Here is a 14,640-nt window from a genome sequence, read left to right on the forward strand (position 1 = left end):
GACGACTGCGGCGGCCAATCGCGTCAGCGTGTACTCACCGGACCGAACGATGCCCGCCCCGTCCACACGGGCCAACATGCGCTGGTCGCGGCGCTGTTGGATGGCGTGCGTCGCCCGCTTGCGCGGTCGCTCCGCGCCCGGGTCGACCACGTCGCATATCTGCTCGAACATGTCGATGAGCACGTCCTCTTCGAAAGACGCAAGCGACGCCCGATCGGCCCGCAGGTAAAGGCCTGCAAGAAAACACAGGTCGAGCGTTTTCAGATCCAGATTGATCCGGTCACGCGCGAGGGCGGCAATGAGGCGGCTCGGATCCGACGACATCAGCGGCTCCTGCCGATCTTCGCTGCGGCGATTGCGTGAGGCATGATGAACCAGCAACAGCCGCGATCACATCGGCCAGGCTGCCGGGGTGGAACGCCACGTTCTCCAAAAAGGCATTCCACCGCCGCTGCTTGTGCTCATCTTCGGCGAAGGCTGAGGCAAGCGCGTCCGGCAGTTCGGCCGGGATCTAGGTCACGCGTCGTTCAAAGGTCGCGGCGGTCACGCGCAGCTCGACCAGGCGCAGGATCCCCCGTTCCCTCAGAAGGGCCTGAGCCATCTCACGTTGCGAGCGCCGTTTTTCCATTGATACAAATACTCAATGTATAGACCCTGTAGTCCGAGGATTTGTATCATCTATCCGTGCGGCGCGCCACCGTCGTGAACGCTGGCAGGCGAGGACCGAGCGGCGTCGAGAACCCGATTGCAGCGTTCAATGGGGTCAGACTCATTGATAGATGGCTATCAATCGAGTCTGACCCCATTGAACGGGACCACCGAAGCGAAGGCCGAACACGAAGAAATGGGCTTCCACGAAGGCTGGGGCAAAGCTGCCGAGCAATTGGAAGCGTTGGCGAAATCGTTGTGACAGCGAGAACCTACCGCGACAGGAGAATTGACCATGCCGAACACCGTCCGCCTGCACCGCGTTATTGCGGCGAAACCGGAGAAACTCTACCGCGCATTCCTCGACCCGGACGCCAAGGCGCGCTGGCTGCCGCCGAACGGATTTACGGGCAAGGTTCACGAGATCGACCCGAGAGTCGGTGGCGGCTACAGAATGTCGTTCACGAACTTTACGACGGGCAACAGCCATTCCTTCCGCGGCGAATACCGCGAACTGATCCCGAATGAGCGGCTGCGCTACACCGATACGTTCGACGACCCGAACCTGCCCGGCGAAATGCTGGTGACGGTTGACCTGAAAGCAGTTTCGGTCGGCACGGAGGTCACCATCATCCAGGAAGGCGTGCCGGACGCCATCCCGCTGGAGGCTTGCTATCTCGGCTGGCAGCAATCGCTGGAACACTTGGCGCGGCTCGTCGAGCCCGAAATCGACGACTGACGTCTATGGCGACGACCCCGATGCCACAGGGTGCGCAGAAAAGGCGACATGCAAGGATAAAGAAAGCCGACATCGCCGCGCTCGAGAGCATCAGGGAGCCATCATGATGATTCTGCAAGCCAAACCTATCGTCACCGTTTTCGAACGCTCGCCCGATGAGGGCAAGGAACTGGCACGGGACATGCAGGTTCGTTGAGCGCTCGAAGAACTCGGCCAGCCTTAAGACCTGCTTTCAAGCGGGCGTTCAACGCTCAACTTGCCTATTTCAACGCCGCCTCGACGGCCCAATATCGGCACTCACGCAGCAACCATAAGGAGTAACTTGAATGACCGACCTCATCACCTGCCTGTGGTTCGACCACGGCCAGGCCAGCAAGGCGGCTGAATTCTACGCCGCCACCTTTCCCGACAGCCAATTAATCCGCGTGAATACGGCGCCCGGCGATTTTCCCGGCGGGCAGGAAGGCAGTGAACTCACGGTCGAATTCACCGTGCTCGGGCGCAAGTTTGTCGGCCTGACACCCATGACGGTGGAACCGCTGCGCTTGTTCCACCCTACGCAATGTCATGACTCACTGAAAGCACGGAAAAACCGTAGGTCGGATCAAGCGAAGCGGATCCGGCATGCTACTGGTGCTGAGATTGGGCTCGACGTGGATTCCGCGAAGTCAGGTCATGTGAAGGTAATCCGAACCTGGTCCCTATTCGTTTCCTATTCGTTCCAAGTGCAAATCGTGCGCGATGGCCGGGCCCCGACCCGTCCGGGCGGTCGGGCGCGGAGCGCCACGACACCCGGCCGGGTCGGGGGCCCTCAGGGGGGCAGACAGTCAGAGGGTGAGACAGCAGAGGGACAGGACCTCGCGAGGCGGAACCCGACAAAGTCGCAGCGGAAGCCCGGGGTGAACCCGGCGCGGATCGCGGCCCGCGCGATGCGCGGACCGAACCACCAGGAGCCGCCCCGGATGACCCGGAGCGAGCCACCCGGCGGGCCCGTAGGATCGACCGCCGGCACGGGCTCTTCCGGGTACTCGGCGTACCATTCCCACACCCACTCCGCCGCGTTACCGCCCAGGCCGTGCAGGTGCCAGCGGTTGACCTCCTTGGCCGTCACCGGTGACAGCCGTGGGTAGCCGTCGGAGCAATCGAACGTATCCCAGTCGGGGGTTTCGGCCTTGGCCGCCTCGTCCGCCACGTTGGCATAGCGACACGCCTCGGCTTCGCTATCCGTCCCCACCCAGACCGTGCGGGTGCCGGCCCGGGCCGCGTATTCCCACTCCGCCTCGGTCGGCAGCCGATAGCCGTCCGCGCCCCGGTCGGGCCACTCCACCTCGTCGCCCCGAACCAGGTAGACCGGTGTCAGGCCCTCCAACTCGGACAGCCGGTTGCAGAAGGCCACCGCCTCGCGCCAGGTCACACAGACCACCGGCAGGTCCGCGCCGACCCCGGCCTCCCGGCATGGATTTCCTCCATCATCGTTGCCCGAATACAGCTTGCCCTCTCCCATCACCGCCGCAAACTGGCCCTGGGTGACCTCGGTCCGCGAGACCACGAAGGGCCGGGTAATCCGCACCTCGTGCGCGCGCTCGTCTTCGTCCCGGCCCGCCTCGTCCGCCGGGCTGCCCATGACGAAGCTGCCAGCGGGCAGCGCGACCAGCTCCGGGCGCACGGTGACGGGACCCGCCCCCCCCGGCGGCAGGGGCGGCTCGGCGGCGCGCCAGAGCAGGATCAGCCAGGGCAGCAGCAGTCCGGCGGCGAGAAGCCCGGCGCCCAGCCAGCGCACCGGCCGCTCGCCCAGCAGCACGACGCCGCGCTGGCGCTTTATTGGTCCTCCTCCCGGGAAGGCCCGACGGCCACGCCGAAGGCGCCGCCGCCGGGCGGGGGGGCTTCGGTTCCACGCCTCAATGACGTGAAACACGGGACCGGGGTCTGGTCAACACCTGGGCGCAGGGGCGGGGTCCATGAACCCGGCCCTTCGGGCCCTGCCGGTAGGACGGGAATCCCATCGCCTACCGCCGCGTTGAGCTCGCGAGGCGGAACCCGACATTGTCGTTGCGGTTGCCCGGGGTGTTCCTGTTGCGGTTCGCGGCCCGCGCGTTGCGCGGTTCGTTCCTCCAGGAGCCGCCCCGGATGACCCGGTTCGAGCCACCATCGACCCCGACCCCCATCGCCCGCCAGGCGGGCGATCTGGTTGCGACGCGCCCGGTAGGTGTCGAACGCGGCGAAATGGGCAAACTGGCTGGCCAGCGACAGGCCGGCTTCGGCCTCGTCGATCTCGCCCGCCGCCAGAGCGGCCTCCAGATCCCGGTGTCGGCGGCGAAAACGCTGGGCCTGGCGCAGGGCGCGGTGCTGGCCCTTTCCGTGCCGGCAGGCGTAGCTGCGCCCGTTCAATGGGGTCAGACTCGATTTATAGATGGCTATCAATCGAGTCTGACCCCATTGAACGCGGGGCACGTCGGCCAACGGCTCGGCCGGGAAGCCGCCCGACTCGGCGTCGAAGCTCACCGTCACCAGCCTCAGATCCAGCATCGGTCACCTCGTCGTGCTCCGGGCCTCGCCGCGGGGCTCGGGGCTGGCGCCCCCGGCCCCGCCGCGGTCCCTGCGCGGTATCCTGCAGAGGGTACAAGGGTCAGTTCCCAGAGGGCAAGGACCTCGCGAGGCGGAACCCGACATAGCCGAAGCGGATGCCCGGGGCGCTCCAGCTGCGGCTCGCGGCCCGCGCGTCGCGCGGTTCGCTCCACCAGGAGCCGCCCCGGAGGACCCGGTCCGAGCCACGGGGGGCATCCACCCAGGGCGAAGCATCCTTCGGCGCACGGTTGTAATCACCATGGTAGTCGTCCTCCATCCACTCCCAGACGTTGCCCGCCATGTCGCACAGCCCCTGGGGCGTATTGCCCGCGGGCTTCGCGCACACGGGCCAGGTGCTGTCGCGACCACAACCATCACCTCCATCGCTGATCACGGCCCGGGTGCAGTCGGCCGGCTCGTCGCCCCAGGGGTAGGCGCGGTCCAAGCCCTGGCCCCGGGCGGCGTACTCCCACTCCGCCTCGGTGGGCAGCCGCGCCCCGGCCCATCGGGCATAGTCCTGGGCTTGGTGCCAAGAGACGCAGTTCACGGGGTGGGCTTCGCGGCCTTCGACGCCCCAGTTGCAGGAGCCTCCGGAGCCAGGCTTCTCCTTGCAAGCCCCCTCCTCCCTGCAGCGCTGGTACTCGGCCACCGTCACCTCGGTGCGCGTCAGGGCGAAGGGCTTCACCTGCACCGGTCGGACCGGCCGCTCGTCAGTGTCACCGTCCTCGCTGCCCATCCGAAACGATCCGCCTGCCAGATCGACCCAGGCTGTACCGGTCTCCAGGGCGTAGATCGCCGGCAGTCTGGCCTTCAGCTCCGCTGTTCTGCCTTCGGAGAGCCTCGCGATGCGGTCGAACGGGGCCCGGGCTGGGTCGTAAGCGAGCACCAGCAGGGCCGGCGCCAGGGCCAGCAGCGCCCGCACCCAGAGCCGGGGGTAGCCCCAGACCAGTTCCCGGACGTCGACGCCCTCGGCGCTGCCTTCAACGCCCTTCAGGTACTCCAGGTCCGAGCGCGAAAAGGCGGCAAGCCCCACCCCCTCCCCTTGGCGGGCAAGCTCCTGGGTCACCCAGCGACTCGCCTCGTGGGCCACGGCGGAGTAGAAGGCCCAGCCCAGCAGGTCGCGAGCGCTGCCCGGCTCTATCACTGCACTGTGGGTGGCGACCTTGAGCCGCCAGCGCTGGTACTCCAATCCCTGGCCCTGGGTTGGCCGGGTGGGCTCGAGCTGCTCCAACAGGAGGCGCCGGACCCGTACCTCAAAGTCCCGCTGCGCCGGGTCCTGCCGGGCCAGCTCCCGTTGCCGCCGGATCCAGCGGTCCTGGTGCTCCTCCGGGATGTTCAGACAGCGGCCGCCGTGCAGTTCCACAGGCGCATCGCTCTGCTCGCCGACCCAATCCAGCAGGCGTTGCAGGTCGCGCCGATCGGTCAGTACCCCATGGATCTCCGGGAAGTGGCGCCGGATGGCCTCGAGCTGATCCCAGCTGGGGTCGGGCACCAGGGCGGCGGCCAGCGCCCACTTGCGCAGGGCCTCCTCCACCGGCTCGCCGGGCGCCCTCGAGCGGCTAGCCAGCCCGCCCGTCCAGTCCACCGCCTCCGGGCTCTCGCCCTCGGCAGCCAGCCAGCGGGCCATGGCCACCACGCCCCGATCGGTGAGGGGAAAGCGACCGAAGCCCCGGCGTCTGAGCCCGGCGATCTCCCGGCGGCGCATGGGGGTGCGCTCGCTGAGCGCCCGCGGATCGGGGTCCAGCCAAGCCCGCACCGGCCACGCGATCAGGGCCGCCAGCCATTGTGCCTCGCCGGTGCGACCAGCCGGACGCAGCTTCCGCGAAAAGACGATCAGCGGCAGGCCTTCGGTGCGCCGGGCCACCTCTTTGATGCGCCAGGTCTCGCGGCTGTCCGGGTCCACCAGGGAGACGGGCGCCATCTGGAAATCGAAACGCAGCAACCGGACCCCCTGGCGACGCCAGGCCTCCGCCACCCGCAGGAAACCCGGCAGCCAGGGGTGGTCGCCCTGCTCGGTGTCGACCAACAGCAGCACCTCCTGGCGCACATGACGCGGCTTCATCACCGGCGTGAACCGGCCGCCGGCCGCCAGGGTACGACGCAGGGTCGGCAGGGGAGCAACCTCGTTGCCACGCTCTTCGCGCAGCAGGCGGCCGAGCATCTCGGCGCTGTCCAGTATTCCCTGCCGGGACAGGGCCGCTTGCTCCGGCACGTGATAGCGGATCTGCAACGCCTCCCGGCTGGCGGCCTGGGCCTCCTCCAATGTGGACCGCTTGGCCCTGGCTCGCTCTCTGCGGCGGGCTGCGCGCGATCGGCGTGCCGTCGCGGCGGCCCGCGGCAGGCCCAGGAACCGGATGCCAAGCCCGGCCAGCACGAAGCCGATGAGTGTCACGAGCGCCATCGTGGTCGCCGATTCAGGGACAGGTGACAGTGTAATGGGCAGGGGACGCACCTCCGACTCGCGGAGGCGCTCGAGGTAGGTCCCGGTCCGGTCGACCGTTTCCGGCGTGTCCGCGCCTGCACCGGTCCCGCCCGGATCTTCCCGCGCCTGTTTCGGCACCAGTGGCGCGAGCGCAACTGCCACGACGACTGCCAATAGCAGCGTAACACCGGTCTCCCACCAGGCGCGCGGCGCATTCGTTGCCGCCGCAACCGTTCGGCCCAAGGCTGCACGCAGCCGCGCCCGGCGCTGCTCCCAAGTCGACGGTGTACGAGGCGGCTCTAGCCGGACCACCGGCTCCCCCGCCCCATCGTCTTCGGGACCGCCGGACGATGGAAGATCTTCGGGTCGAAGCTGCGACCCGGGGCGAAAGGTCGCGTCGAACTCCGCCGCCACCGCGTCCCATTCCTCGCGATTGCCGGAGAGCAGGGAGGCCAGGGCGGCCCGCAGATCGGGCTCGGGCCAATCCTCGCGCGTGCGCAGCAGGCGCTCCGCCGCCAGGTACTCCCGGGGTCCGACGTGGACTACGCGAGCCGCGTGCAGGTGCCGCAGGAACCCGGTTATCGTGGCGGCTTCACGCACCGTGGCGCGCGGCCACCCCGAGCCGATCCAGATCCTCGCGCAGTTTCACCAGACAACCGAGCCCCGGAAGCACCGCCCAGGACAGCTCCGCCGGGCGGTCGGCCACCGCATCGCCGGTGGGGAAACCGGCGAAAGCCTTATCGACCGCGTCCTCGCGAAACACCCGGTTCAAGGTCTGGACCCAGTTGATCAGCTCCGAAGTGGTGGGCCGCTTAGTCAGGTTGGGCACGTCGCGCAGGGTCTTGAAGATGTCTACGGCATGATCCAGGGCGGGCGCCCCGGGGAAGCGATCGGCGAGGATGGCCCGCAGCTCGGCCTTGTCCGGGAAGGGGATGTGGAAGAAGACGCAGCGGCGTAGAAAGGGATCCGGAAGCTGGCGCTCCACGTTGCTGGTGATGATCACCATGGGTTTGCGCGCCCCCTCGGGCCTCCGCATCTGGTTGCGGTAGGTAAGTGGCCGTTCGGGATCGATGGCCTGGCCCTGGTCGCCGGACGCTGCGGAGACGCCTTCCAGGTAATCGGCTGCGGGGATCTCCGGGATCTCGAAGTGGCCCTGATCCAGCTCCCGCAACAGGTCGTTGGGCAGATCCCTCGGCGCCTTGTCGATCTCGTCGATCAGCACGACGCGCAGGCTCGACGACATGAGCGCCCGCCCCAGATCACGCAGCTCGATGTAGTTGCGCACCTCTTCGGCACGCAGCCTGCCGGCTTCGCCGCCGTGGTGGGCGTCGCCGAAGCGGCTCAGCGCGTCGTAGTGGTAGAGCAGGTCCTGGGCGCGGCTGTCGCTGCGCACGTAGCACTCGAGCAACCCGCTTCTCGATGCCTCCACCTCGCGGTCGCGAGCCAAGGCACTGGCCACCGCGTAGGCGAAATCGGTCTTGCCGCAACCGGCCTCGCCGGTGAGCAGCAGTGGCATCTCCAGGGCCAGCGCCGCGTTGGCCGCAGCCAGCAGGCCCGGATCGGCCTGGTAGACGTGCCCTTCGCGACCGTGCAGCCTGTCGGCGCGGATGCGGGGGTACTCGGGCTGGCGGTAGGATTCGCTGTGGTTCATGGCTTTCTCCTCGGCCGGATCCCGGGGACCTGTCAGAGCCTACGGGACAGGCGGTCCGCCAGTTCCTGGAAGCTGATCCGGCCGTGATCGAGGCGCTGGTACTCGGTCTTCAGCACCCGGTAGACGGAAGACGGGGGCGGCGGGTCGAGACCATCGAGGTAGCCCTGGATGTGGCTCCACTGGACGTGCTGCACCTCCGGCAGGCGGCGATAGCGCACGCCTTGCCGCCTGGCTCCGCGCCGAATCTTGGTGTAGAGCCGCTCCTCCAAAGAATCGTCCGAGCGTTCGTGGTCGGTAGCGAGCAGCGCACGGACCGGGTGGGTGCCGGTACAACCCGCCAGCAGGGTCGGCAGGCGGTCTTCCAGAAACTCCTCGAGCGCGGCGATGGCCTCCTCGTCATCGTCCAGCCCGTCCTTGCTCAAGGGATGCTCGCCGAGGATCAGGAATACCGGCCGGTGGCGAGCCGCCTCGAAGAGGAGGTCGGCCGCGGTGCCTTCCCCCGCCGGGAAGGCACGACGCAGGTTGATCTCCCAGGCCGCCCCCGTGCGGGGCAGCTCCATCTCCCAACGGGCCGGCACGGCGATAATCCGGTGATGTTGGTCGGTCTCCTCCGCCAGGTAGTGCCAGAGCCGCGCCACGAACAGCTCGAGATTCTGGCGGCGCTCGCCATACACCAGGAAGATGCCGTTGTGCTGCGAGCGGCTCTCCTTCAGGAGCGCCTGCCACTGTTCGCTGCGGTCGAGATCCAGGGCCACATACAGATAATGCAGGTAGGGCGGCGGCGGCGTAACGGGATCGGGCGGGACATCGTTTTCCTTGCACCCTTCCGATCGAGCTCGATGTTCGCGTTCTTCGGGCGGGACTGTCGCTTCGGGCTCGACAGGCTCGTCCTCGAAAAGCTCGCTGATACGATCGGCCACGCCCTGGGGCCAACCCGCGTCCGCGGCCGCCAGCCCATGAAGTCGCTGGAGCCCGTACAGCCAGTCTCGCGGGTCGTCGGGCAGGCAGTCCAGGTAGACGGGTATTACCCGGCTCGAGGAATCCGGCCGCCGACTGACGGCGATGGCCAGGACAATTTCTTCGCGCGCGTAGTAAGCGTCCCGGGTCCGCTTCGAGACCAGTACCACCACCATTCGCGCAGCGGTGAGCGCGGTCGGGATGACGTCGTCCCAGCGCTCTCCGAGCCGCAGGCAGCGGCTGTCGAGGAAAACGCTCAGCCCCCCCTCTGCGAGGATCTCGTAGAGCTGATCCGCCGCGGCCCCGTCGGGACCCGCATGGGCCAAGAATACGTCCCAGGCTCCGCCCTCGGGCGCCGGACAAGGCGCCCGCGGCGCCGACCTCCCGGGACCCGGCCCAGTCGGAACACGGTCCGGCAGCCACTGCCGGGCTACGTCCTCTATCTCGGAGGCCCGTTCGGGCAACGCCGCCAGGAGCCGGTCGAACAAGGCGTCATCCACCGCGCCGTGCAGCTCGAGGGCTTCGACGACCCGGGATGCACGACTGGATGACTCGAGTCGATCCCACTGAATCTCCTTCCCGATCGCCTCCGCGTCGGGTCGGCCCAGACCCTGATCCACGAAGCGGCGCAAATCCTCGGCTCCGAAGATGAGATTGAGTAGCTCCTCGAGCGATTTTCTCGCGGTCATAGCATCCCTGGTGACTCGTGGCACTTCACAAGGTACGCGCGACGCCCTCTCGGAAAGTCGGCACGATCAAATGCGACCGAGAATATTGGTTTTCCTGGCTCCCTCGGAGCAGTTTGACCCTCGAGAACAGGGCCGTCAACACCCTCGCGGATGCCCGGCGGTGAGTTCCATAAAGCACCCGTTTATTCGCTACCGGCAGCGGCCACGCACATTGATCCTGTCTTCCTTGTTGTTCTTTGCAGAACTCAAGGAGACAGCCCCCTCGGACAATATTCAAGTTGTTTGAGGGGGTTTTTCTTTGCCCCTCAGTTATTCTGGACAGCATCCGCCGGAAACCCATCGATTATCTTGGTCACTCTCACTTTTCCTCCGGCAGCAGTCTCTCCTCGCGGCCGTCGGCGCCTACGGTCGGCCGTCGCTCAGACTCGCTAATCGCCTCTGAGCGACATCCCGGCGCCCGAATCCACCCAACCACCCGTCCAATGGCGCGCTTTTCCCCGCTGCGCCGGCCACCGAGCCAGCCGCCACCAAAGCCGCGACGCTCGGGATCGCAGCCGTGAGTGAGGTTCTCTGGGTAGCCTGGTTCAGTCGAACAAGCTCGTCTGGGCGGCGCCTGGCACGGCGGCAACCGACGGGCTTCGGTCACGGCACCTTAACCTACGCTTCGCTCCGGGTTCGGCGCAAATACCCCGTGAAAGCGTGTCAGGTTGACCCGCGGCTTCGGCACCAGGGCAGCCAGCCGGCGGTCAGCAACGACAACCCCTATTCCGAGGCCTCGTTCAAAACGCTGAAGTATCACCCGGGCTTCCCCGATAGACCCTTCGAGACCCTTGAGGAAGCCCGTGAATGGGTTGCCGGGTTCCAGCACTGGTACGACGAGGTTCACCGACACAGCGCCTTGAAGTTCGTCACGCCAGGCCAACGCCATCGCGGGGAGGATATCGAGATCCTCGAACGGCGTGACACCCTCTATGAAGCCACCAGGGAACAACGCCCTGAGCGCTGGTCCGGACCGTCACGTAACTGGGAACACGATGGGCTCGTCTTCTTAAACCCCAACAAGTCCACTGGAAAGGAGACCAAACTCAAGGAAAAAGCAGCCTAGAAAATGCGACATCTTCCTTGACAACGACCGCCAAGGAGAGCGAAGCGACGACGGTTAGTCTCCGGTAGCCGCGAGGCGATACTGTTTAGCCGACGTGCGCTTGCGCGCCAAAGGGGAAACAAAGAGAGCATCCGAACGCGGCGTCCAGCCAGTTGTGGGACTCACTTGTACGTCAGTTGAGCCTTCAATTTTAACAGCGTCATAACCACCATTACCTTCGTCCCCATTAGCTTGACTGCTCGCTCAGATATTTATTAACCAGCAAGACCGAGGAATCTTCGGGGTCAGCAGCTACTTCAAAACCCAACCCTTTGACGAACTGAAGCATATCCGAGTTATTTTTGAGTACGGACCCATGGATTCGTTTTATCCCGCGCGAGTTAGCATGACTTATTAGCGCTTGCATTAGTTTCTCCCCGAGACCACGTTCTTGCCATTCATCGGCAACCACAACCGCAAACTCGCAGCCATTGCCATCCGGATCGATCACGAATCGTGCAACGCCGACTTCTTCTTCATCCTTTTCTCCTTTGTACAGAATGATCAGGGCTTCTTCGTTGAGCGGATCGGGATTCGTAAACGTCGCCAGATCCTTCTTATTCAGTTCTTTGATGGTGCCGTGAAAGCGCATGTAGCGAGACTGGGCTGAAAGTTTGCGAACGAATGTCTGTTCTATGACAGCATCGCCAGGTGTTATATGGCGAAGGGTTAACTTTTTTCCATCGTCAAGAGTCCAGGTTTCTGTGTTAGCGTCATCTGCCATAATCTAATCCTAAACCCCGGAAAGCATAAACCGATATGAGTTTATTGCTGTTTGTGGAAAAACAACAAGTTATTTTATGCTTTTTGAACGTACTGGCGGTCACCGCTACGCTCAGCGCGAACAGCATCGCGAACGGCAGGACCACGAAGCTCGGATGCAGACTGAACGGTAGCGCCAGGTAGACGACCCACGTCGATACCAGCAGCGGCAGCGCCGAGCGCTTTGCCCAGTGGTACACGAAAGAGCTCTCGCGTCCCCCACCCCATCGTCGTCTACAACCGGAAGGAAGGGCGCGCTCTGGGCGAAGTCGTGACGCTGCCGGTCTACAACGCGCGCATACGCGCTAGCGGCGGGGATCGTGCCGAATCCTATTTCGAGCGCACCGCACAGGTTGCCGGCGTCAACGACATGCGCTTTCAGGAGCTTTCCGTCGATGCGCTGCACTGATTGGGTATCCGTCGCGTCGACCGCTGGGTGTCGATGAGCAATCTGCAGTCCGACGCCCTCGCCGCTGCGGGAATCGACGTGGTGCGGCAGGTTGCTGTTCCCAACGAGATGATTCCGGCGCACGCACGAACGAAAATTCGGGCCAAACGCGCGGCCGGATACTTCGCGGAAATGGTCGAGCGGGTCTGACGGCATTCCATCTCCGGTCTATGTCCGATACCGCACATATGCGTGCTGGTTTGGACAGCCAACAGCGACACGAAAGCCTTGGCGACATCCTCGCACTGAGTCAGAGGCGATCAATCCGTGAACTAGGGGGGGCAACCTGGGACGCGCGTTATAAACGTTCTAAATGGCGCACCAGATTCCTGGAATTTGGGCACGTGTCGGCGAGGACGTCGGCACTCGTTCGACGAGACGGTCCGCATCGCGATGAAGAACTGAGGGAGTGACTTCCGTCAAGAAAGATAAGCGGTTGATCTGAACCTCGCTTCGACTCAGCGTCAGTCTGTCGGCGCTTTGAATTCAGCGGCTCGGCCGGCGGCGCTTTCAATCATTCGACCCAATTTTCCGGCGGCACCGTTAACGGCCTTGTCTAACGTGGCTGCATGGTCAGTGACAGCGATGGGACTGCGCCCCTCGAGTCGAGCCTCGATCATGCAGCGCCTATCATGCTGACCGCTCTTGCCGCCGTTCTCGTCGCTCAAGTGGACCTCGACCCGGGTGATGTGATCGCTCGAATGGGCCAGGGCGCTCTCAACGACACCGATGATCCATGCCTCCAGCGCTTCGTCATGCTGAATATTGTGGTCGGTGTTAATCTGAACCTGCACAGCGTTCCCCTCATCGCAGTCGCGCAAATCCTCAGGTGACCCTACGACCGCTAATGACTTGGTAAACGACTATGATGATTGCGATCACAAGCAGGGCGTGGATCAGACCTCCTGCGGTGAACGAGGTTGTCAAGCCAAGAACCCAAAGGATCAAAAGTACCGCAGCAATAGTGTAGAGCATGATCTGTTTTCCTTAGATGGACCGGGCGATTGCGATTTTCGCGGATTCTAAACCAGTCACTTAACGAACATATTACCCACCCCCAGACTTCACCACAGTTCGCTGCCGCACAGACAACGGCGATATCCGTACCGCAAGCAGCGGGGTGTTGGGGGCTAGAGAACTCCGTTCGCGTGCAAATTAGGTCGCGGCCGAAGGGCGAACGCTCAAGCATCAGGAAACTACGAACGGTGACAACCAGGCACCCGCCATAGGTCTCCGGCAACGCGCAGACCCTTTGCTCGAATTCCTGGACGCAACAATCCCGGCAAATTGCAACGTCGGGTAGCACCGCGGCTAATCGTTGAGCGCTAGCGTGCAACCCTCATACCGCTTCGGGTGGCCAGAACTTGCCTGGCGATTACGGTTCCTCGACTCGGTCCGCCCGACTTCGGGCTTGCCGATCAGCGGTCCGTGCGGCCTGGCGCGCGAGGCGGCCGATGGACAGACCCTGTGCAAGTATGGAGAACACGACGACGCCGTAGGTGAGTGCGACTACGGTATTGCGCTCCGGGCCTATGGGCAGCGACAAGGCAAGCGCCACTGAAATGCCTCCGCGCAGACCGCCCCAAGTCAACACTTTCCAAGAACCCGGTGGCAGGTTGATTGCGCTCTCCAGCGCAGCCATAGGCAACCCAACCGTCAGCAGCCTTGCCAATAGAGTCACGGCGACGGCCAAGCTGGCGGCGATCAGTAGGTTGACCGAAAATACCACCAGCAGAACCTCCATTCCGATCAACACGAATAAAATGGCATTCAATATCTCGTCGATGAGTTCCCAGAACATGTCCAGGTAGCGGCGGGTCGTATCGGACATGGCTAACGCACGACCATGATTTCCGATGATGAGACCTGCAACCACCATGGCAAGCGGTCCGGAGAAATGCAGCCTGCTAGCCAGGGCGTAGCCGCCCGTGACGGCCGCCAGTGACAGCAGGACCTCGACCTTGTAGTTGTCAACGCTCTTAAGCATTCGGAACGCCACAAGTCCAAGTACCAGCCCGAAGAGCAGGCCGCCGCCGGCTTCGCGCAACAACAAATCCAGACCCTGGCTCAGCGTTGGTGTGACGCCGCTAGCCAGCATCGCCAGGAGCAGCGAGAAGATCACCACGCCCACGCCATCATTGAACAACGACTCGCCAGCGATCACGAGTTCCAGCTCTTTCGGTGCGCCGGCGGACCGGAGTATGCCCATTACGGCGATCGGGTCCGTGGGGGAAATCAGGGCACCGAACAGCAGGCAGTACATCGGCGGCAACTGGACGCCCGCCAGCGGCAACACAACCCAGATCCCGAACGCCACGACGAGCGTCGACGCCAACGTACCCAGCACAGCCAGCGCTGCCACCGGCAAGCGGTAGGCTTTGAGCTCGTCGAGGTCGACATGAAGCGCGGCCGCAAACAGCAGCAGGGACAACATGCCCTGCATCAGCACGTCCGAAAAGTCGATCGAGCGCAGGAATGATTCCTCGTACTGACGCAGGCCCTGCGCGATGCCCACTGCGTCCAGACCGATGAGTGCCAGTGAGAGTATCAGCGCGGAGGCCATCACGCCGATCGTCGTGGGGATACCTACGAAGCGGTGGTTCAGATATGCCAGC

The 14,640-nt window shown here is 64.6% G+C and carries 11 protein-coding genes and 8 pseudogenes; 6 read left to right on the forward strand and 13 right to left on the reverse strand.

The genetic code is table 11. The annotated features are described in order from the left end of the window. Both LJE91_10030 and LJE91_10035 read right to left on the reverse strand, forming a co-directional pair. Nucleotides 1-324: condensin subunit MukF (locus tag LJE91_10030; protein ID MCG6869041.1), on the reverse strand; the 324-nt coding region annotated here is incomplete at its 3' end. Further along, a pseudogene (locus tag LJE91_10035) lies at nt 324-541 on the reverse strand (nucleotidyl transferase AbiEii/AbiGii toxin family protein). The pseudogene LJE91_10035 and the gene LJE91_10030, both read right to left, overlap by 1 nt. A 267-nt stretch (nt 542-808) precedes the next feature. Between LJE91_10035 and LJE91_10040 the strand changes: the two are divergent. The 4 genes and pseudogenes from LJE91_10040 to LJE91_10055 all read left to right on the forward strand — a co-directional run bounded on the left by LJE91_10040 (nt 809) and on the right by LJE91_10055 (nt 1,905). Continuing rightward, a pseudogene (locus LJE91_10040) lies at nt 809-910 on the forward strand (polyketide cyclase). A 33-nt stretch (nt 911-943) separates the two neighbouring features. Next, entirely contained in the window at nt 944-1,387 is a 444-nt protein-coding gene (locus LJE91_10045; GenBank protein ID MCG6869042.1) for an SRPBCC family protein, read from the forward strand. A gap of 106 nt (nt 1,388-1,493) precedes the next feature. Further along, nucleotides 1,494-1,580 (forward strand): annotated as a pseudogene (locus tag LJE91_10050) (glutathione S-transferase family protein). A 133-nt stretch (nt 1,581-1,713) separates the two neighbouring features. Then, nucleotides 1,714-1,905: pseudogene (locus tag LJE91_10055) on the forward strand (VOC family protein). Nucleotides 1,906-2,198: 293 nt separating this feature from the next. On the opposite strand, the gene LJE91_10060 reads toward LJE91_10055, so the two are convergent. The 6 genes and pseudogenes from LJE91_10060 to LJE91_10085 form a co-directional block, all read right to left on the reverse strand. After that, nucleotides 2,199-3,302 carry a formylglycine-generating enzyme family protein gene (locus LJE91_10060; GenBank protein MCG6869043.1) on the reverse strand — a complete coding sequence of 368 codons (1,104 nt, stop codon included), beginning with the start codon at nt 3,300-3,302 and terminating at the stop codon, nt 2,199-2,201. Between the two features lie 91 nt (nt 3,303-3,393). Continuing rightward, a complete protein-coding gene (locus LJE91_10065; GenBank protein MCG6869044.1) occupies nt 3,394-3,552 on the reverse strand; it encodes a formylglycine-generating enzyme family protein in 159 nt (52 codons plus the stop codon). 461 nt (nt 3,553-4,013) lie between these two features. Further along, a complete protein-coding gene (locus LJE91_10070) occupies nt 4,014-6,974 on the reverse strand; it encodes a formylglycine-generating enzyme family protein (protein ID MCG6869045.1) in 2,961 nt (986 codons plus the stop codon). Further along, a complete protein-coding gene (locus LJE91_10075; GenBank protein ID MCG6869046.1) occupies nt 6,967-8,025 on the reverse strand; it encodes a MoxR family ATPase in 1,059 nt (352 codons plus the stop codon). The genes LJE91_10070 and LJE91_10075 overlap by 8 nt, the downstream gene beginning before the upstream one ends. Before the next feature lie 32 nt (nt 8,026-8,057). Then, nucleotides 8,058-9,671, reverse strand: coding sequence for a toll/interleukin-1 receptor domain-containing protein (locus LJE91_10080; GenBank protein ID MCG6869047.1), 1,614 nt, complete (start codon nt 9,669-9,671; stop codon nt 8,058-8,060). Between the two features lie 673 nt (nt 9,672-10,344). Further along, a pseudogene (locus tag LJE91_10085) lies at nt 10,345-10,413 on the reverse strand (transposase). On the opposite strand from LJE91_10085, the pseudogene LJE91_10090 reads away from it, so the two are divergent. Further along, nucleotides 10,405-10,698, forward strand: a pseudogene (locus tag LJE91_10090) (integrase core domain-containing protein). The pseudogenes LJE91_10085 and LJE91_10090 sit on opposite strands and share 9 nt — an antisense overlap. 304 nt (nt 10,699-11,002) lie before the next feature. Here LJE91_10090 and LJE91_10095 read toward each other — a convergent pair. Together LJE91_10095 and LJE91_10100 are read right to left on the reverse strand one after the other, a co-directional pair. After that, entirely contained in the window at nt 11,003-11,539 is a 537-nt protein-coding gene (locus LJE91_10095) for a GNAT family N-acetyltransferase (protein ID MCG6869048.1), read from the reverse strand. 76 nt (nt 11,540-11,615) lie between these two features. After that, nucleotides 11,616-11,810: pseudogene (locus tag LJE91_10100) on the reverse strand (DUF4400 domain-containing protein). Between LJE91_10100 and LJE91_10105 the strand changes: the two are divergent. Then, nucleotides 11,804-12,175: pseudogene (locus tag LJE91_10105) on the forward strand (hypothetical protein). The pseudogenes LJE91_10100 and LJE91_10105 overlap by 7 nt on opposite strands. A 314-nt stretch (nt 12,176-12,489) precedes the next feature. Here the strand turns inward: LJE91_10105 and LJE91_10110 are convergent. From LJE91_10110 to LJE91_10120, 3 genes are all read right to left on the reverse strand, one after another. Further along, complete coding sequence (locus LJE91_10110; protein ID MCG6869049.1) at nt 12,490-12,819, reverse strand: HPF/RaiA family ribosome-associated protein; 330 nt, start codon at nt 12,817-12,819, stop codon at nt 12,490-12,492. A gap of 31 nt (nt 12,820-12,850) precedes the next feature. Continuing rightward, complete coding sequence (locus LJE91_10115; GenBank protein ID MCG6869050.1) at nt 12,851-13,000, reverse strand: lmo0937 family membrane protein; 150 nt, start codon at nt 12,998-13,000, stop codon at nt 12,851-12,853. Between the two features lie 400 nt (nt 13,001-13,400). Next, nucleotides 13,401-14,639, reverse strand: coding sequence for a sodium:proton antiporter (locus tag LJE91_10120; protein ID MCG6869051.1), 1,239 nt, complete (start codon nt 14,637-14,639; stop codon nt 13,401-13,403). Between the last annotated feature and the right edge of the window lies 1 nt (nt 14,640).

Source organism: Gammaproteobacteria bacterium, assembly GCA_022340215.1.
GTDB lineage: Bacteria > Pseudomonadota > Gammaproteobacteria > JAJDOJ01 > JAJDOJ01 > JAJDOJ01.